This window comes from Streptomyces sp. NPDC045846 (assembly GCF_056431605.1).
Genome location: NZ_JBWKKJ010000004.1, coordinates 209,197 through 227,198 on the forward strand (window position 1 = coordinate 209,197; position 18,002 = coordinate 227,198).

Consider the following 18,002-nt stretch of genomic DNA (forward strand, 5'->3'; position numbering starts at 1 on the left):
GGGTAGTTGGGCAGCAGGCAGGGAACGGGGGATTTTTTCGTGTCGGCTTGGGACATCAAACCGTCCGACGTGTCGGGCGTACTGAAGAAGACGGCCACCGCGGCCGAGGCCATGTCGAACGCCGGAACGGCCATGCAGGAGAGCCTGAAATCGGCCGCCTCGTCGGCGGGGACCCTGTCGGGCCCGTACTGCGGCGTGGAGGCTCCGATGGGCCCCGTCGGCGGCGCGCTGGGCGAGTTCATGGAGCACAAGGCGCAGGAGCTCGGCTACATCGCGGTGCGCACCGAGCACTCGCTCAACGGCGCGTACGACGCGACGACGGAGTACGCCAAGGGCGACCTGGCCATGGCCGCGAACAAGCAGAGCCAGGCGATCAAGGAACCCGTCATCGACGACAAGGGACAGGAGATCGGCCCGGACGGCAAGCCGGTCGAGAAGCCGGGGGCACCCAAGTGAGCAAGGACGTCATCGAGCCCGGCGGGATCCCGATGTTCACCGGGAACCTGGAGCAGCTCACCAAGGACGCCGCCGCCCTGACCAAACAGGCCGGCGACTTCCGCGACGGCGGAGCCAACGTCCACAAGGAGTTCCAGGGCCTGTCCTCCTGCTACCACGCGCCGGAGGCCGACCAGCTGTTCGCGACCACCCTGCCGGTCAAGACGAAGGCGGACGACTTCGCGGGCGGCCTGGAGAAGGCCGCCGCGGCGCTGACCGAGTACGAGGGCGTGGTGCGCCCGCTGGTCGCGAAGCTGGCGTCGCTGCGCACCGAGGCGTTCGCGTTCACCGACAGCATCGCCGGGGACGACCACTGGCGCCGTGACCAGAAGAAGATCGACCACAACGAGCGGCTGATGAGCGAGGTCGGCGCGACCATCGCCGCGTTCACCGACGCCGAGCGCGCCTGCCACGACAAGATCACCGCGCTGGTGAACGGCAGCAAGCTCACCGTCGACGACGGCAGCCACAAGCCCGGCATGTACGGGTACACCGCCGACGCGCTCCAGCACGCCGAGGAGACTCCCTGGGGCGGCCACGCCGAACGCGAGTACACGGGCCTGTCCTGGGTCTGGCACCAGGTCAAGTCCTTCGTGTGGGACGGCTTCATCGTCGACGGGATCTGGGGCACCGTCAAAGGCCTGGGCACCCTGGTCGGCACCGACGGCTGGGACAAGGCCGGGCAGGCCTGGACGGGCCTCGCCAAGCTCGCCACCGGTCTCGCGATCTCCTCCACGCCGTTCGCCGCCGCCTACTGGACGGCCCCCGACAAGGACCTGCCCAGCTGGCTGCGCGACTCGCGCACCGCGGTCAAGGAGACCGGCAAGGCGCTGGTCGCCTGGGACGAGTGGGGCAAGAACCCGGCCCGCGCTGCGGGCGGGGTCACCTTCAACGTCCTGACCACCGTCTTCACCGGCGGCTCCGGCAGCGCCGCCAAGGGCGGCGCCGTCGCCAAGGTGCTGTCCGTCACCGGCAAGGTCGCCAAGGTCGTCGACCCCATGACCTACGTCGCCAAGGCCGGAAAGTTCGGCATCATCAAGGTCGGCGACCTGTTCACCGGCATCAAGAACATCACCAACGGCCACTACGCCGACATCTTCGCGAACGGCGGCAAGGTCAACCTCGACGGCACCTTCCCCAAGACCGCGGACCTGCCCACCATCAAGGGCAACTACGTCGAATGGCCCGGCGGCAGCCGCCTCAACCTCGACGACGGCAAGGTCTACAAGCCCGACGGCACCGTCTCGGAAGCCAAGGTCGAGCTCAGCGCCGACGACATCGCCCGCCTCAAGAGCTCCCTGCCCCACGTCGGCGAAACCGTCCCCGCGAGCGTGAAGGAACCGGTCCTGGTCGGTGCGGGCGACCGCGCGGGCCACATGGGCGACCACCCCGCGAACCCCGGCACACGAACCCCGGGCGGCACCGCCCACGACCTCGGCCACGGCCCCACCAACGACCTCGACCGAGGCGCCACGGGCAACTCCCGCGGCGGCACCCCCTCAGCCGGAGACACAGCGGGCCACACAACGGGCCCCTCGGCGGACGCGGGCGGGCACGGCGGGCACGGGGCCGGCGGGCATGACGGGGGTACTGGGGGGCACAACGGCGGGACCGGCGGGCACGACGGTGGCACCGGCGGGCACGGAGGCGGGTCGGGCGACGAGCCGCCGACCGGCGGGCACGGAGGCAGCGGCCCGCACCCGAACTACGACGGCCCCAGCCGGTGGAACGGCGCCAGCGCACGCGAAATCATGGACCACCAGGTCCAGCGCGCCCGGCACGAGCCCGGCTACTTCCAGAAGTACTACAAGGACTACAAGGTCAGCGCCTACCGGAAGTACTCCAACATTCCGGACGAGAGCGGCCTCGTACCGCCGCAGCTCGTCAAGCACCCGACCACGGGTGAGTGGATAGCCAAGAGCGACGAGCCGCCGCCGATCCCGGAGAAGTACGTCCCGGGCGGTGACCTGAAGCGCGACGCCTCGACGGTGGTCACGCCCAAGGGCCGGGAGATCCTCGACCAGGCCGCCCGCGACCGGCACGCCTCGGTCTCCGCCGACAACGCGATCCACCCGAAGGTCACCGCCGCCAAGGAGCTCTACGAGGCGCACCCGACCCCGGAGCACCTCGACGCCTGGAACGAAGCGAAGGCCGAGCACGCGCCGCTGCACGAGAAGATGACGAAGGACACCGAGGCCTTCGGTGAGGCGGTCGCCCGGCATCACGTGATCCCGGAGCACTATCCCGACGCGAAGTGGGAGACGCTCGACGGCCCCAAGAACGGAAACGACCAGTTCGACCAGGTGTGGAAGCGCGACGACGGCCGCTTCGTGGTGGTCGAGGCGAAGAGCAGTCTCGACACGGAACTCGGCCAGCGCCGACTGCCGAACGGATTCAACGCACGGCAGGGGTCACGCGAATACTTCGAGGACATCCTCAAGGAAATGAAGGAGCGCGGGCGTACCAACCCGAATGAACGCCGGCTCTACCGAGAGCTCAGCAAGGCCCTCAAGCAGGGGAAGATCGACTACATCCTCGTGAAGGGGAACCCCAAGGCAGGAACGTACGCTGGGTATTCCATGCGGCGTTTCAACCTGGGCTGAACGGGAGTTTCTGATGACGGTGAACGTATCTCGGCACGGCAGCCCCGGACCCGACGACGAGGAGTACGCACGGGAACTCGGAGAGGACCTGGCGGACTCGATCGAGACCCTTCCGCAGACGCCGCGCAATTTCAGCCTCGCACTGAGCGAATCGCTCTCCTGCGTGCACGCCTGGCTCGCCGTCAATCCCGACGGCTCCCAGCTGGAAACCTGGGAGGCGGTGGTCACCGCCATGCAGGTGCACTCCGCCGCGTTCGCCGCGGCCAATGCCACGGAGGGCAGCGGCGAGTACCGGATCAACCACGAGATCCACACCATCCCGGCGACCGGGCCGCAGTACTACGCCAACGCGGGCAACTGGCTGACCGCGTTCTGGCTCGCGATCGTCTGCCGCGACCAGGCCCGGATGACCCAGCTCTGCGAGATCCCCCTCGACGTCCTGCGCGCTTCGGGCGCCGAGGGCGACGAGTACGTCCACCACTGGGTGGACGCGCTCCAGACGTACTGGCTCGAACGGCCGGGCCTGGTCGAGAAGTTGACCCTGGCCATCCAGACCTCGCACCCCGACGTGGCCACCATCGCTCCGCGCGACCTGCTCCAGAACATCCTCTACCAGCCCATCAGCCTCTTCCACCGCTTCCTCACCAAGGACCACGAGGCTTTCAACCAGGCTCTGCTGGAGGCTGTTCAGGCGCACAAGGCGTACTGGACGGCTACCGAGAAGCGGGAGGGAAGCGTGGAGGGGTACCTCGCTCTCGGGCCGCTCGCCATCGCGTGCCTCGCGCTCGACGCGGGTTTCGAGATCGGCGTCGAGACGCCCTACTTGCCGGGAGAGCTCCTGCGCCGCGCCTGGCTCGGCGAGTTCCCGACGTAACCACCCCCCGGAAGGCCCCTGGGGGCTCCGCCCCCAGCCCCCCGTTCGCGCCTGAACGGCGCTCGTCCTCAATCGCCGGACGGGCTAAAGATGCCTATGCAGGCCAGCACCAGTACCGCCAGGGGCGCGGGGAACTGCGCGAGAAGCGAGCACGGCCCGCAGACGAAAACGGGTTAAGGGGCGCGGGGAACTGCGCGAGAAGCGGGCACGGTCCGCGGACGAAAGGGGGCCGGGGCAGCCCCGGAAGGGGGCCGGCCCCGGGGGGGTGAGCGGGGCCGGGTGGCCCCGCTCAGGGCGGGCTGCTAGAGGAACGAGTTGATCTCGATCGTCTCGGTGCGGCCAGGCCCAACCCCGATCGCAGAGATCGGCGCCCCCGACATCTCCTCCAGCGCCTTCACATACGCCTGCGCGTTCTTCGGCAGATCACCGAAGGTCTTCGCCTTGGTGATGTCCTCGGACCACCCCGGCAGCTTCTCGTAGATCGGCTTCGCGTGGTGGAAGTCGGTCTGGGAGTACGGGAGTTCCTCGACCCGCTTGCCGTCGATCTCGTACGCGACGCACACCGGGATCTCCTCCCAGCCGGTCAGCACGTCCAGCTTGGTGAGGAAGAAGTCGGTCAGGCCGTTCACCCGCGTCGCGTAGCGGGCGATCGGCGCGTCGAACCAGCCGCAGCGACGGTCGCGACCGGTGGTCACACCGCGCTCGCCACCGATGCGGCGCAGCGCCTCGCCGTCCTCGTCGAAGAGCTCGGTCGGGAAGGGACCGGCACCGACGCGGGTCGTGTACGCCTTCAGGATGCCGATGACGCGGCTGATCTTCGTCGGGCCCACGCCCGCACCCGTGCAGGCGCCGCCCGCGGTCGGGTTCGAGGAGGTGACGAAGGGGTACGTGCCGTGGTCGACGTCGAGCAGGGTGCCCTGGCCGCCCTCGAAGAGCACGACCTTGTCGTCGTCCAGCGCCTGGTTCAGGATCAGCGTGGTGTCGGCGACGAAGGGCTTGATCTGCTCCGCGTACTGGAGCATCTCCTCGACGATCTTGCCGGCCTCGATGGCACGGCGGTTGTAGACCTTGGCGAGCAGCTGGTTCTTGCCCTCCAGGGCCGCCTCGACCTTCTGCTCCAGGATCGACTCGTCGTAGAGGTCCTGGACGCGGATGCCGACGCGGTTGATCTTGTCGGCGTAGGTCGGGCCGATGCCGCGACCGGTGGTGCCGATCTTCCGCTTGCCGAGGAAGCGCTCGGAGACCTTGTCGAGCGTGACGTTGTACGGCGTGATCAGGTGAGCGTTGCCGCTGATCAGGAGCTTGGACGTGTCGACGCCGCGCTCGTTCAGCCCGCTCAGCTCGGAGAGCAGGACCGCCGGGTCGACGACGACTCCGTTACCGATCACCGGGGTGCACCCCGGCGAGAGGATCCCGGAAGGGAGAAGATGCAGCGCGTACTTCTGGTCGCCTACGACAACCGTGTGGCCGGCATTGTTGCCGCCCTGGTAACGCACCACATAGTCAACGGATCCACCGAGGAGGTCGGTGGCCTTTCCCTTGCCCTCGTCACCCCACTGAGCACCGAGCAGCACAAGTGCGGGCACAGGCGTACACCCCTTCCGGGCGGGGCATGTCCAAGGTCAGGGGCATACGCGCTCCACATGTGGATGCGTACACCATGGGCCTGAACCGTAGAAAGCTGCCCCGGAATAGACGAAGCCCCTGGCGCAATAGCGCAAGGGGCTCTTGCACAAAGATGCTACCCGAGGAAGGACCGAGGTGTCGGCTGCGCACCAGCTCGTCGTGCTCATCGACCCGGTCGCCCGCCGTATTGACGGCGAGTCCGTACGGATCGCGAAGGATGTGCTGTGTGCGGGAGCACAGGCGAAGATCTGCTGGCCACAGGGGCCGGAGGAATTTGCCAGGGCGCTGGCCCGCCGGGCCGGCCGGCGCACCGTGGTGGTCGGTGACGACCAGGCGCTGCTACGCACCGTGACGCTGCTGCACAAGGAGCGTGAGCTCGGTCGGGGGCCGCTGGCCCTGGTGCCGGTGGGCGCGGCCGACTCCCTTGAGCTGGCCCGCTCGCTGGGGGTGCCGCTCGGCGCGGTGGCCGCGGCCCGGGCCGCCCTGGACGGCACCGGGCGCAGGCTCGATCTGCTGGTGGACGACAGCGACCAGGTGGTGATCGGCGCGCTGCGGATCCCGGCGCTGGGCCCGCCCGTCGCCCGGCCCGAGCCGCCGTCGGTGTGGGGCGCGGCCCGCTCCCTGGTCCGCACCCTGGTGCGGGCGCCCGCGCCGGTGGCCGCGGCGGTCGCCCACCGGCTGCGCGTGGAGGCCGACGGAAAGCTGCTCAGCGACCTGGACCGCCCGGTGGCGGGAGTCTCGGTGGCCTCCGCGGGCGGGCTCGCGCAGGTCGTGGTGCACGGGCGGACCGGGGAGCGGGTGCGGGCGGCCGCGCGGGCCGTGACGATCTCGGGCCCGGTGGGCGGCTTCCGCTACCGGGCGGACCAGACCGTGGCGGGCCCGGTGCGCACCCGCACCTGGACCGCCCTCGCGGACGCGTGGGAGCTGGTCCTGCCGACGTGATCCGCGTGCGCACTGGGCTCAGCGGGCCGGGATCGGCGCAGGTCCCGGCGACGCGGTCCGCGTCCGGAGCGGGCGTCGGCGGGCCGGGATCGGAGGCAGGTCTGCCGACGTGACCGGTGTCCGCAGCGGGCTCAGCGGGGCGGGATCGGGGGGAGGTCCAGGGTGGTGCGGTGCTGCCGCCAGCGGTCCATCAGCTGGGACAGTTCGCCGTGCAGGAAGGCGAAGAACGCGGCCGTCTCCGCCATCCGCGCCCCGGCCGCCGTGTCCGGCCCGCCCGCGCTCGCCACGCCGTCCTTCATGACCTGCTCCCAGCGGGACAGGATCCGGTCGCGGTTGGTGAAGGTCTCGTACCAGAGCTCGTTGTGCAGGACGTACCGGTCGCGCCGGGAGCCGGGCTCGCGCTCGCGGCCGACCATGTTGACCTGGGAGAGGTAGCGGACCGCGCCGGAGACGGCGGCGGGGCTGATCCGCAGCGCCGAGGCCAGTTCCGCCGAGGTCATCGAGCCGTTCTCGGAGACGAGCAGCGCCGCGAAGACGCGGGCCGCCATCCGCTGCATGCCCGCCTCGGCCAGTTCGGAGGCGAACCGTTCGACGAACCGGCCCACCGCGTCCTCGTCCCGCTCGACCGCCATGCCGCCCGGCACCTCCCGCTCGCTGTCCACGCCGCTCATGGCCTCATCGTCTCCCCTCGCCGCCCCGCCCCGGTTCCGCCGCCGACTTTATACGCTTCCTTAACTTCACAACTTCGTGAAAGTACAGTACGTTCAAAAACATGACGAAGGCAATCACGGTCTCCGGGCTGCACAAGTCGTTCGGGCGCACCCACGCCCTCGACGGGCTCGACCTCACCGTCGAGACCGGCGAGGTCCACGGCTTCCTCGGACCCAACGGCGCCGGAAAGTCCACCACCATCCGCGTGCTGCTCGGCCTGCTGCGCGCCGACTCCGGCGCGGCCCAGCTGCTCGGCCGCGACCCGTGGGCCGACGCCGTGGAACTGCACCGGCACGTCGCGTACGTACCGGGCGACGTCACCCTGTGGCGGAACCTCTCGGGCGGTGAGGTCATCGACCTGTACGGCAGGCTGCGGGGCGGGCTCGACCGGTCCCGGCGGCACGACCTCATCGAGCGGTTCGAGCTCGACCCCACGAAGAAGGGCCGCACCTACTCCAAGGGCAACCGGCAGAAGGTCGCCCTGGTCGCCGCGTTCGCGTCCGACGTGGACGTGCTGATCCTGGACGAGCCGACCTCGGGTCTCGACCCGCTGATGGAGGAGGTCTTCCAGAGCTGCGTGGAGGAGGAGCGCGACCGGGGCCGCACCGTGCTGCTCTCCTCGCACATCCTCAGCGAGGTGGAGAGCCTCTGCGACCGGGTCAGCATCATCCGCCGGGGCCGCACGGTGGAGACCGGCTCCCTCGCCCAGCTGCGCCACCTCACCCGTACGTCGGTGACGGCCGAACTGGCGGGCGCGCCCAACGGGTTGGCGGGCCTGCCCGGCGTGTACGACCTCGACGTCCAGGGCCGCCGGGTCAAGCTCCAGGTCGACACCGACAAGCTGGACGCGGTGCTCCGCTCGCTCACCGCGTCGGGCGTACGCTCCCTGACCTCCACCCCGCCCACGCTGGAGGAGCTGTTCCTGCGCCACTACACGGGGGCCGACGCGGAGGTGGCGGTCCGATGACCACCCTGGCGGCGCCCCTGCGCGCCACGCGCGAACTGACGGGCAGCGGCGCCCTGTTGAGGCTGGCGCTGCGCCGGGACCGGATGATGATCCCGGTGTGGGCCCTCGCACTGGGCGGCCTCGTCGCGAGCGGCGCGAGCACCCTGGAGAAGGTGTACAAGACCGCCGCCGAGCGCGCGGACGTGGCGCACTCGATGAACGGCAACGGCTCGCTGCGGGCGCTGTACGGGCCGGTCTTCGACGACTCGCTCGGCGGGCTCACCGCATGGCGGTTCGGCGGGTTCGGATACGTACTCGCGGCGGTGATGAGCCTGCTCATCGTGGTGCGGCACACCCGCGAGGAGGAGGAGACGGGCCGCCAGGAACTGCTGTCCTCCGCGATGGTGGGCCGCCGGGCACCCTTGACCTCGGCCCTGCTCGCGGCGCTGGTCGCCAATGCGGCGGTCGCCGTGATCATCGCGGCGGGGCTCGCCCGGCCGACCGGGAGCGCCGCGGGTTCGGTGGCGCTCGGCCTGACGACCGGCGCCATCGGCATGCTGTTCGCGGGCCTGGCGGCGATCATGGCCCAGCTGACGGAGAGCGCCCGGCTCGCCAAGGGACTCACGGGCGCGGTCCTCGGCGCGGCGTTCCTCCTCAAGGCTGCGGGCGACACGGCGACGCGGGATGCCTCCTCGGTGCTCGACTGGCTCTCCCCGCTCGGCTGGGCCGAGAACGTGCGGCCCTACGCGGGCGAACGGTGGTGGGCGCTGATCCTGATCGGGGCGGCGGCCCTCGCGCAGGGGACCGCGGCCTACCTCCTCGCCGGGCGGCGCGACATCGGGATGAGCTTCGTGCCGCCGCGCCCCGGACCGGCCGAGGGCCGCCTCTCGACGGCGTACGGACTCGCCTGGCGCCTCCAGCGGGGCGGGCTCGTCGGCTGGACCCTCGGATTCGCCCTGGCCGGGCTGCTGTTCGGCGGCATGACCGACGGAGCGGCCGACCTCGTCGGCGACAACGCGCAGACCAAGGAGATCATCCAGCGGATGGGTGGCCAGTCGGGCCTGACCGACGCGTTCCTCGCGACGATGGTCGGCATGCTGGGGATGGTCGCCGCCCTGTACGCCACCTCGTCGGTGCTGCGGCTGCACGGCGAGGAGACGGGGCAGCGCGCCGAACCGGTCCTGGCGGCGTCGGTCGGCCGGGTCCGCTGGGCGGCCGGTCACCTGGTGATCGCGTTCGGCGGGGCGGCCCTGATCATGGTGGTGGGCGGGCTCGGCCTGGCCGCGGGCTACGGCCGGGAGCCCGGTCCGATCCTGGGCGCGGCCCTGGTCCAGCTCCCCGCGATCTGGACGCTCGCGGGCCTCGCGGTGCTGCTGTTCGGGGCGTTCCCGAGGATCGCGCAGGCCTCGCTCGGCGTGACGGGCCTGTGCCTGTCCCTCGGCTGGATCGGCCCCGCGCTGAACCTGCCGCGGACCGTCCTGGACGTGTCCCCCTTCGGCCATCTGCCCAAGCTGCCCGGTACGGAGATGGCGTGGACACCGGTGCTCGTCCTGACGGCGGTCGCGGCGGCGCTGGTGGCGACGGGGCTGGGAGCGCTGCGCCGCCGGGACATGCTGTCGTGAACGGCTCCTCTCAGCACTCCACTTGGAGCGCGGTGAGGCCCCGGATGACGAAACCCGGGCCCCACTCCGGTTCGGCGGCGAGACGCAGGCCGGGCGCCTTGGCAAGCAACTCGCCGAAGGACGCGCGGAGTTCGAGGCGGGCGAGGGGGGCGCCAAGGCAGTAGTGGATGCCCGCGCCGAAGGAGATGTGCGGGTTGTCGGCGCGGGCGAGGTCCAGGGTGTCGGGGTCGGCGAACCGGTCCGGGTCGCGGTTGGCGGAGCCGAAGAGCAGCGCGACCTCGCTGCCGCGCGGCAGGGTGTGCCCGGCGAACTCGATGTCGTCGAGCACCCAGCGCTCGAAGAGCTGGAGCGGGGTGTCGTACCGCATCAGCTCCTCGACGGCGGTGGGCAGCAGCGCCTCGGGCGCGGCCCGCAGCGCGGCGAGCTGCCCGGGGTCGCGCAGCAGCGTCCACCAGCCGTTGGCGGTGGTGTTCACGGTGGCTTCGTGACCGGCGTTGAGCAGCAGCACGCAGGTGGAGACCATCTCCTGCTCGGAGAGGCGGCGCCGACCGCCGCCGTCCTCGTCGTCGTACGCGGCGATGAGCGCGGAGACGAGGTCCTCGCCGGGCTGCTTGCGCCGCGCGGCGATCAACTCCCGCAGATACGCGGCGAATTCAAGGGAGGCACGTACGGCGCGGGCGGCGGTGTCCTCCCCCGGGTTGAGCTCGTACATCCCGCAGATCGCCGCGGACCAGGGCCGCAGGAGGGGGCGGTCCGGCTCGGGGATGCCCAGCATCTCGGCGATGACCGCGACGGGGAGGGGCTCGGCGACCTCCGCCAGCAGGTCGCCGCCGCCCGCCGCGCAGAAGTCGTCCACGAGCCGGGCGGCGAGCCGCCGCACGGTCGGGGCGAGCCGCTCCACGGTGCGGGGGGTGAACGCCTGCGAGACGAGGCGGCGGATGCGGGTGTGGTCCGGGGGCTCCAGGTCGAGCATGCCGTGGTCGTTGAGGGTGTGGAAGGGCTCGTGCGCCGGGGGCGGGGGTGTTCTGCCGAACTCCTCGTGAGTGAAGCGGTGTTGGTAACTCCGCCCGAGCCTGCGGTCGCGCAGGAGCGCGGAGACGTCTTCGTGACGGGGGACGAGCCACTGCCCCGTGGGCCCGTAGTAATGCAGCCTGCCCGCCGCTCTGAGCTCCGCGTACACGGGGTAGGGATCGGCGACGAAGTCCGGGGCGTGGGGGCGGAAGAGGGGGGTGGCGTCCATGCCCTCGACAATGCGGCGTCGCTCCGCGGGGATCAAGGGGGGGTGCTTGCGTGCGGGGTGCGCTTCCGTGCTGGGTGCGTGCGGGTGCGGTGCGTACGGGTGCGGGCCGTACGGTCCCTTCGCGCAGTTCCCCGCGCCCCTAACAGCACAAGTGCTGGTCGGCATGAGCATCCTCAGCCCGTCCGGCGTTTGAGGACGAGCGCCGTTCAGGCGCGATACGGGGTCTGGGGCGGAGCCCCAGGGCCCCTGCGGACCGTGCCGGGTTGCTCGCGCAGTTCCCCGCGCCCCTAGCAGGGCCGTGCTTGACGGGGTGCCCATGCAGGCATGCCTCCGCCGCGCGCCTCGGCGGCATGGTGCTGGCCCGCAGGGGCAACCTCAGCCCGTCCGGCGATTGAGGACGAGCGCCCTCAAGGCGCGAACGGGGTCTGGGGCGGAGCCCCAGGGCCCCTGCGGACCGTGCTGGGTTGCTCGCGCAGTTCCCCGCGCCCCTAGCAGGGCAAGTGCTGGTCGGCATGAGCATCTTCAGCCCGTCCGGCGTTTGAGGACGAGCGCCCTCAAGGCGCGAACGGGGTCTGGGGCGGAGCCCCAGGGGTTAGGGGGCTGGGGCGCAGGCCCAGGGGGTTAGTTGGGGGTTACCAGGCGGGTTTCGTACGCGTACACCGCCGCCTGCGTACGGTCACGCAGCCCCAGCTTCACCAACACCCGGCTGACATGCGTCTTGATCGTCGACTCCGCCACCACCAGCCGATCCGCGATCTCCTGGTTCGACAGACCCTGGGCGATCAGGACGAGGACCTCCGTCTCGCGGTCGGTCAGCTCCTCCACCTGCCCCGTCGCCGACGCCCCCGCCCGCTGCGCCGGCACGACCCGGGCGAACTCGTTGATCAGCCGCCGGGTCACCGAGGGGGCGAGCAGCGCCTCTCCGGACGCCACCACCCGTACCCCCTCGGCGAGTTGGCGCGCCGAGGCGTCCTTCAGGAGGAAGCCGGACGCGCCCGCCCGCAGCGCCTGGTAGACGTACTCGTCCAGGTCGAAGGTGGTCAGGACGAGCACCTTCGACGCGTCGCCCGCCGCCACGATCTCCCGCGTCGCCTCAATGCCGTTCATGCCGGGCATCCGGATGTCCATCAGGACCACGTCGGGGCGGAGCGCCTGCACCTGGGCGACCGCCTCGCGGCCGTCGACGGCCTCGCCGACGACCTCGATGTCCGGCTGCGCGCCGAGCAGCACGGAGAAGCCCTCGCGCACCATCATCTGGTCGTCGACGATCAGCACCCGGATCGTCATGACTGGTCTTCCTTCTCCATGCTCACGCCCGTGCCCGTACCCGTTGCCGCTCCCGCGACCGGCTCCACCGGCTCGGCCGCCTCGACCGGGATGAAGACCGTCACCTCGTACCCGCCCTCCGGCGTGCGCTCCGCCGTCATCGCGCCGCCGAGCATCGCCACCCGCTCGGCCATGCCCGTCAGCCCGTGCCCGGAGCCCTGCGAGGGGCCCGCCTCGGAGGTCGCGGGGCCGTTGACCACGCGCAGGCCGAGCCCGCCCAGAACGTACCCGATCTCCACCCGCGCCCCCGCCCCGGGCGCGTGCCGCAGGGTGTTGCTGAGGGCCTCCTGGATGATCCGGTACGCCGACAGCTCGACGCCCTGCGGGAGTTCGCGCACCGCACCGGTGACGATCTTCTCGACCGGAAGACCGGCCTCGCGCACGTTCGCGAGGAGGCCGTCCAGGTCGGCGAGGGTGGGCTGGGGGGCGTCCGGCGCCTCGTAGTCCTCCGCGCGTACGACGCCGAGCACCCGGCGCAGTTCGGTGAGGGCCGCCACCGCGTTCTCGCGGATCGTCGCGAAGGCCTGGGCGAGCTCGGGGGGCGGGTTCTCCACCCGGTAGGGCGCGGCCTCGGCCTGGATGGCGACCACCGACATGTGGTGGGCCACCACGTCGTGCAGCTCGCGCGCGATGTTGGTGCGCTCCTCCAGGACCGTCCGCTTGTCCCGCTCCACGGCGGTGACCGACTTCTCCGCGCTGACCTGCCGCTGCGCGTCCCGCCGGGTGTTCAGGAGGGACGCCACCAGCAGCACCAGGGCGGAGAGGACCGCCATCGGGCCGGTGTTGTCGCCGTAGCTGCCGGTGAAGGTGCCGGTGGCGAGGCCGAGGACGAGCGTGATCAGCCACATCCAGCCCGCCACCCGGGGGCGGGTGCGCAGCGCCACCACCGCGAGCACGGTGAGGTACATGATGTAGGTGCCCGGCGTCCAGGGGCCCATCCCGCCGTGCCGCCCGGCCACCGCGCCGACGACGACGGTCGCCGCGCAGGCCAGCCAGAACGCGCCGATCGGCCGGACCAGCGTCATGACCATCGGGGCGGCGATCACGAGCCCCCCGATCAGCCAGCCGACGCTGCTGCCCACTCCGCCGGAGCCCTGGGAGAGCTCCGTCATCATCGCCAAGAAGGCGAGGAAGCCCACCGCGGCGTGCGGGGCCCAGGAGACGGCCTCGCGTATCCGGCCCGGGAGCCGCCGGCTCAGCGGGCCGTCCGTCCGCCTCCGGCCCAGCGGTCGGTAGGCGAAGGCGTCCTCGAACAGGTCCCGGCGCAGCCCGCCGTAGAGACCCATGGCGAGCCGGAACTCGGGGGTGCGCCCGCCCGCGCCGCCCGCTGCTTTGCCGCTCCCCTGCCGGAGCCTGGTCGTCTCGTTCACAGGCTCCAAGGTAGGCGGCGAGGGGGGCCGGGGCGTCCGGCGCGATGGGGATCCTTCGAGGTCCGCCTCAGGGACTACGCGGATACCGACGGCCCAACACGCCGGACGGACGCACTCGGTCGATCGGTCCCGCCGGGCCGGACACGCTCAGGCCGTCACCTTGGTCACCTTGGCGACGAACGCGGCGAGGTTCGCCACGGTCCGCTCGATCTTCTCCTCCACGGTGAGCGTCTCGTGCAGCCGCGCGCCGATGCCCGCGTCCTTCTTGCCCCGTACGTAGAGCGAGCAGTCGAGGTCGGCGCAGATGTAGGCACCCACGCTGTTGCCCTGCTGGCCGGGCTTGCCCGCCTTGGGCGCCACCATCAGCGAGACGCCGCCGGAGTGGGTGGTCAGGCACAGCGAGCACATGCTGCGGCGCTGCTGCCCGACGGCCGGGCTGGAGCAGCGCAGCTGGAGCCCCTGCGGGCGGCCGTCCAGCTCCACGACGAGGTAGCCGCGGTCCGGCGCCTGCGGGTCGCGCCAGCCCAGGTAGTCCAGGTCGTCCCAGGGCCGGTCGGCCAGGTCGCGCGGCACGGACAGGCGCTTGGCCTCGCCCTTGGTGCAGTTCAGGAACGCGGCACGGATCTCTTGTTCGGTCAGCGGCTTCATAAACATGATGCTAAGTTGCCTAAACGCTTTAGGCAACTGCATAATCGTTGAAGGAGAATGGGGGGAACGGGAGGATGACGAGCATGGTGCGCGCAGGACTGACCACCGAACGCCTGGTCCGGGCGGGTGCGGAACTCGCCGACGAGATCGGCTTCGACCAGGTGACCCCGTCGGCACTCGCCCGGCGGTTCGACGTGAAGGTCGCGAGCCTGTACTCGCACATCAAGAACGCCCAGGACCTCAAGACCCGGATCGCCCTGCTGGCCCTGGAGGAACTCGCCGACCTGGCCGCCGACGCCGTGGCCGGGCGGGCCGGAAAGGACGCGCTCGCGGGCTTCGCGAACGTCTGCCGCGACTACGCCCGCGAGCATCCCGGCCGCTACGCCGCGACCCGGTTCCGGCTCGACCCCGACACCGCGGCGGACAGCGCCGCCTTCCGCCACTCCCTGATGATGCGGGCCATCCTGCGCGGCTACTCGCTGACCGAACCGGACCAGACCCACGCCGTCCGGCTCCTGGGCAGCGTCTTCCACGGCTTCGTCGACCTGGAGTCGGCGGGCGGCTTCAGCCACAGCGCCCCGGAGCCCGAGGAGAGCTGGACCCGCGCCCTGGACGCCCTCGACACCCTGCTGCGGAACTGGCCGGTGGCATCATGACCGAGCCTGTACGCGACGCCGAGCCCGTACGGGGCTGGATCACTACGCCCCTCACCGCTCAACTCCTGCGTGGCGTCATCGAGTTGGAGCAGACCGAGCGCGGCGTGCTGCCGCATCGGCTGCCTGCCTGGGCTCTCGCCCAGGGGGCGGATGCGCAGCTCGCCATGGCCGAGTCCCAGCCCTCCGGCGTGCGCCTCGCCTTCCGCACCCGGGCCACCGCCATCGAGCTGGACACGCTGCCCACCAAGCGGGTGTACGTCGGCGCCCCGGCCCGGCCGGACGGCCTGTACGACCTGCTCGTCGACGGCCGCCTGACCGGTCAGGGCAGCGTGTCCGGCGGGCACACCCTCACCGTCGACATGGCCGCCGGAACCGCCGAGCACCGGCCGGGCGAGCCCGGCACCCTGCGCTTCGACGGGTTGTCCCCCGCCGCCAAGGACGTCGAGATCTGGCTGCCGTACAACGAGACCACCGAGCTCGTGGCGCTGCGCACCGACGCGCCCGTCGAACCCGCGTCCGACCGGGGCCGCAAGATGTGGCTGCACCACGGCAGTTCGATCAGCCACGGCTCCGACGCGGCGAGCCCCACCACCACGTGGCCCGCCCTCGCCGCGTCGCTCGGCGGCGTCGAACTGGTCAACCTCGGCTTCGGCGGGAGCGCGCTGCTCGACCCGTTCACCGCGCGCACGATGCGGGACACGCCTGCCGATCTGATCAGCGTCAAGATCGGCATCAATCTGGTCAACACCGATCTGATGCGGCTGCGGGCGTTCGGGCCGGCGGTGCACGGGTTCCTCGACACGATCCGGGAAGGGCATCCCGATGTGCCCCTGCTGGTCGTGTCGCCCCTGCTGTGCCCCATCCACGAGGAGACGCCGGGACCCAGCCTCCCGGACCTCACCGAGCTCGCCGCGGGGCGGCTGCGGTTCCGGGCGGCGGGGGATCCGGCAGACCCCGGGCGCCTCACGCTCCGCGTGATCCGGTCCGAGCTGGCCGCGATCGTGTCTCGGCGGGCTGCTTCCGACCCCAACCTGCGGTATCTGGATGGGCGGGAGTTGTACGGGGTGGATGACGTGGGGCGGCTGCCGTTGCCGGACGAGCTGCATCCCGATGCGGCCACGCATCGGCTTGTGGGGGCTCGGTTTGCCCAACTTGCGTTTGGGGGTGGGTTGTTGGGGGTGCCAAGGGTTTGAGCGGGGCTCGGCATGAGCGGGGGTCGGCATGAGCGGGGCTCGGGTTGAGCGGGGCTCGGGTTGAGCGGGTTTCACCTGCGGGCCGGTGGGGGCCTTTCGCGCAGTTCCCCGCGCCCCTAGCAGGGTCAGTGCTGGCCAGCAGGGGCAACCTCAGCCCGTCCGGCGTTTGAGGACGAGCGCCGTTCAAGCGCGAACGGGGTCTGGGGCAGAGCCCCAGTGCCTCTGCGGACCGTGCTGGGTCACCCGCGCAGTTCCCCGCGCCCCTAACAAGGCTGCACCTGACGGGGTGCCCACGCGGGCATACCTCCCCAACGCCCCTAGCGGTACGGTGCCGACCCGCATCGGCATCCTCAGCCCGTCCGGCGTTTGAGGACGAGCGCCGTTCAGGCGCGAACCGGGGTCTGGGGCAGAGCCCCAGGGCCCTGCGGACCGTGCTGGGTCACCCGCGCAGTTCCCCGCGCCCCTAACAAGGCTGCACCTGACGGGGTGCCCACGCGGGCATGCCTCCCCCACGCCCCCTAGCGGTACGGTGCCGGCCCGCATCGGCAACCTCAGCCCGTCCGGCGTTTGAGGACGAGCGCCGTTCAGGCGCGAACCGGGGTCTGGGGCAGAGCCCCAGGGCCTCTGCGGACCGTGCGGGGTTGCTCGCGCAGTTCCCCGCGCCCCTTGGCGGCATGGTGCTGGCCCGCATGAGCAGCCTCAGCCCGTCCGGCGATTGAGGACGAGCGCTCTCGAGGCGCGAACGGGGCTGGGATGGAGCGCCGCTCAATAGGCGAGTTGGGCGATTTCCTCTGCGGCCACCGCGCTCGCATCCGCCGCCGGGTCGATCAGAGGAAAGTGGCCCACCTCCTCCAGAAGAGTCAGCCCCACCGTTTCGCCCGCCTTCGCCGCCGCGTCAACGTACGCCTCCGCCACCGCCTGCGGTACGACGACGTCCTCACGGCCCTGCACCACGGTCGTCGCGATGCCGGTGGGTAGCAGGGCGGCCGGGTCGGCGTGGGGGGCCCGGTTCGGCAACTCGGCCAGCCCGCCGAGGAGTTGGAGCGTAGCCCCGGAGCAGACCTCCAGCTCGATCGCCTTCGCGAAGTCGGCGATCGGGGCCAGGGCCACAACGCCGCGCAGGGCCGCGGGGGCGGGGGTGCGCCACGGGGAGCCCTCGGGCAGGACGTGACGGGCGGACGCCCACAGGGCGAGGTGGCCGCCCGCCGAGTGACCGGCCAGCACGGTGCGGCGCGGGTCGGCCTGCGGGACGGCGTCCCGTACGAGGGAGGGCAGCGCGTCCAGGGCCGCCGCCACGTCGTCGAAGGTGTCCGGCCAGCGCCCCGCCACCGGACCCTCGCCGCCCTGCTGCGGCAGCAGACTCCCGCGCCGGTACTCGACGTTGGCCACGGCGAACCCGCGCCGGGCCAGGAAGTCCGCGAACGGGGAGAGGTGTACGCGGTCGTACGGGGCGCGCCAGGCACCGCCGTGCAGCAGCACCACGAGGGGGGCGCCCGCGCGGCCGTCGCGCGGGGCGTAGAAGTCGATCACCTGGTCCGGGTGGTCGCCGTACGCGGCACTGCTGTCCGGGGCGACGGCGGGATGGGAGAAGGCGGACGCCTCTTCGGCCGCGTCACGCTCTGCGGGGTCCGTCATTCCCAACCTTTCGCCAGGCCACGCCGGTTGATCACCCGGGTAGCCCCGGACGCTACCAGGGCCTCCGGGACACCCACCCGGGGCGGTGCGGCTCAGCCGAGCAGCACCGCCGGCT

At 71.6% G+C, this 18,002-nt stretch carries 15 protein-coding genes; 8 read left to right on the top strand and 7 right to left on the bottom strand.

All coding sequences use genetic code 11. The features are described from left to right. Positions 1 to 39: 39 nt before the first annotated feature. The 3 genes from AC07F3_RS13195 to AC07F3_RS13205 are packed head-to-tail and all read left to right on the top strand — an operon-like array spanning position 40 to position 3,972. On the top strand, positions 40 to 456 hold the full coding sequence (locus AC07F3_RS13195) for a DUF6507 family protein (protein ID WP_479113457.1): 417 nt from the start codon (positions 40 to 42) through the stop codon (positions 454 to 456). After that, on the top strand, positions 453 to 3,098 hold the full coding sequence (locus tag AC07F3_RS13200) for a hypothetical protein (RefSeq protein ID WP_479113459.1): 2,646 nt from the start codon (positions 453 to 455) through the stop codon (positions 3,096 to 3,098). Before AC07F3_RS13195 ends, AC07F3_RS13200 begins: the two co-directional genes overlap by 4 nt. A 13-nt stretch (positions 3,099 to 3,111) precedes the next feature. Next, the gene (locus tag AC07F3_RS13205) at positions 3,112 to 3,972 is read left to right on the top strand and encodes an immunity 49 family protein (RefSeq protein WP_479113460.1); all 861 of its coding nucleotides are present in this window, start codon (positions 3,112 to 3,114) and stop codon (positions 3,970 to 3,972) included. Positions 3,973 to 4,274: 302 nt separating this feature from the next. Here AC07F3_RS13205 and AC07F3_RS13210 read toward each other — a convergent pair whose 3' ends face one another. Continuing rightward, positions 4,275 to 5,558: an adenylosuccinate synthase gene (locus AC07F3_RS13210; protein WP_469840218.1), complete on the bottom strand. Its 1,284-nt coding sequence runs from the start codon at positions 5,556 to 5,558 to the stop codon at positions 4,275 to 4,277. 175 nt (positions 5,559 to 5,733) lie between these two features. On the opposite strand from AC07F3_RS13210, the gene AC07F3_RS13215 reads away from it, so the two are divergent. Then, a complete protein-coding gene (locus AC07F3_RS13215) occupies positions 5,734 to 6,540 on the top strand; it encodes a diacylglycerol kinase (RefSeq protein ID WP_479113463.1) in 807 nt (268 codons plus the stop codon). A 131-nt stretch (positions 6,541 to 6,671) separates the two neighbouring features. Here the strand turns inward: AC07F3_RS13215 and AC07F3_RS13220 are convergent, their stop codons facing one another. Beyond that, on the bottom strand, positions 6,672 to 7,211 hold the full coding sequence (locus AC07F3_RS13220) for a GbsR/MarR family transcriptional regulator (RefSeq protein ID WP_479113464.1): 540 nt from the start codon (positions 7,209 to 7,211) through the stop codon (positions 6,672 to 6,674). 101 nt (positions 7,212 to 7,312) lie between these two features. Here AC07F3_RS13220 and AC07F3_RS13225 point away from each other — a divergent pair, with 101 nt between their 5' ends. Both AC07F3_RS13225 and AC07F3_RS13230 read left to right on the top strand, forming a co-directional pair. Then, the gene (locus AC07F3_RS13225; RefSeq protein WP_479113466.1) at positions 7,313 to 8,218 is read left to right on the top strand and encodes an ABC transporter ATP-binding protein; all 906 of its coding nucleotides are present in this window, start codon (positions 7,313 to 7,315) and stop codon (positions 8,216 to 8,218) included. Then, positions 8,215 to 9,819, top strand: coding sequence for an ABC transporter permease (locus tag AC07F3_RS13230; protein ID WP_479113468.1), 1,605 nt, complete (start codon positions 8,215 to 8,217; stop codon positions 9,817 to 9,819). The genes AC07F3_RS13225 and AC07F3_RS13230 overlap by 4 nt, the downstream gene beginning before the upstream one ends. Positions 9,820 to 9,829: 10 nt before the next feature. Here the strand turns inward: AC07F3_RS13230 and AC07F3_RS13235 are convergent, their stop codons facing one another. The 4 genes from AC07F3_RS13235 to AC07F3_RS13250 form a co-directional block, all read right to left on the bottom strand. After that, positions 9,830 to 11,059: a cytochrome P450 gene (locus AC07F3_RS13235; protein WP_479113470.1), complete on the bottom strand. Its 1,230-nt coding sequence runs from the start codon at positions 11,057 to 11,059 to the stop codon at positions 9,830 to 9,832. Positions 11,060 to 11,680: 621 nt separating this feature from the next. Continuing rightward, positions 11,681 to 12,346: a response regulator gene (locus AC07F3_RS13240; protein WP_479113472.1), complete on the bottom strand. Its 666-nt coding sequence runs from the start codon at positions 12,344 to 12,346 to the stop codon at positions 11,681 to 11,683. Continuing rightward, entirely contained in the window at positions 12,343 to 13,755 is a 1,413-nt protein-coding gene (locus tag AC07F3_RS13245) for a sensor histidine kinase (protein WP_479113474.1), read from the bottom strand. The genes AC07F3_RS13240 and AC07F3_RS13245 overlap by 4 nt, the downstream gene beginning before the upstream one ends. A 147-nt stretch (positions 13,756 to 13,902) precedes the next feature. Then, positions 13,903 to 14,403, bottom strand: coding sequence for an FBP domain-containing protein (locus tag AC07F3_RS13250; protein WP_479113476.1), 501 nt, complete (start codon positions 14,401 to 14,403; stop codon positions 13,903 to 13,905). A gap of 83 nt (positions 14,404 to 14,486) precedes the next feature. On the opposite strand from AC07F3_RS13250, the gene AC07F3_RS13255 reads away from it, so the two are divergent. Both AC07F3_RS13255 and AC07F3_RS13260 read left to right on the top strand, forming a co-directional pair. Next, on the top strand, positions 14,487 to 15,059 hold the full coding sequence (locus AC07F3_RS13255) for a TetR/AcrR family transcriptional regulator (RefSeq protein WP_479113477.1): 573 nt from the start codon (positions 14,487 to 14,489) through the stop codon (positions 15,057 to 15,059). Beyond that, on the top strand, positions 15,056 to 16,252 hold the full coding sequence (locus AC07F3_RS13260; RefSeq protein WP_479113479.1) for a GDSL-type esterase/lipase family protein: 1,197 nt from the start codon (positions 15,056 to 15,058) through the stop codon (positions 16,250 to 16,252). The genes AC07F3_RS13255 and AC07F3_RS13260 overlap by 4 nt, the downstream gene beginning before the upstream one ends. 765 nt (positions 16,253 to 17,017) lie before the next feature. Here AC07F3_RS13260 and AC07F3_RS13265 read toward each other — a convergent pair. After that, the gene (locus AC07F3_RS13265; protein WP_479113481.1) at positions 17,018 to 17,887 is read right to left on the bottom strand and encodes an alpha/beta hydrolase family protein; all 870 of its coding nucleotides are present in this window, start codon (positions 17,885 to 17,887) and stop codon (positions 17,018 to 17,020) included. Positions 17,888 to 18,002: the final 115 nt, after the last annotated feature.

Excerpts from the sequence above, each read along its gene's own strand:
- AC07F3_RS13255 (WP_479113477.1), top strand. The coding sequence starts at position 14,487 with ATGGTGCGCGCAGGACTGACCACCGAACGCCTGGTCCGGGCGGGTGCG.
- AC07F3_RS13260 (WP_479113479.1), top strand. The coding sequence starts at position 15,056 with ATGACCGAGCCTGTACGCGACGCCGAGCCCGTACGGGGCTGGATCACT.
- AC07F3_RS13265 (WP_479113481.1), bottom strand. The coding sequence starts at position 17,887 with ATGACGGACCCCGCAGAGCGTGACGCGGCCGAAGAGGCGTCCGCCTTC.
- AC07F3_RS13230 (WP_479113468.1), top strand. The coding sequence starts at position 8,215 with ATGACCACCCTGGCGGCGCCCCTGCGCGCCACGCGCGAACTGACGGGC.
- AC07F3_RS13205 (WP_479113460.1), top strand. The coding sequence starts at position 3,112 with ATGACGGTGAACGTATCTCGGCACGGCAGCCCCGGACCCGACGACGAG.
- AC07F3_RS13250 (WP_479113476.1), bottom strand. The coding sequence starts at position 14,403 with ATGAAGCCGCTGACCGAACAAGAGATCCGTGCCGCGTTCCTGAACTGC.
- AC07F3_RS13220 (WP_479113464.1), bottom strand. The coding sequence starts at position 7,211 with ATGAGCGGCGTGGACAGCGAGCGGGAGGTGCCGGGCGGCATGGCGGTC.
- AC07F3_RS13235 (WP_479113470.1), bottom strand. The coding sequence starts at position 11,059 with ATGGACGCCACCCCCCTCTTCCGCCCCCACGCCCCGGACTTCGTCGCC.
- AC07F3_RS13240 (WP_479113472.1), bottom strand. The coding sequence starts at position 12,346 with ATGACGATCCGGGTGCTGATCGTCGACGACCAGATGATGGTGCGCGAG.
- AC07F3_RS13225 (WP_479113466.1), top strand. The coding sequence starts at position 7,313 with ATGACGAAGGCAATCACGGTCTCCGGGCTGCACAAGTCGTTCGGGCGC.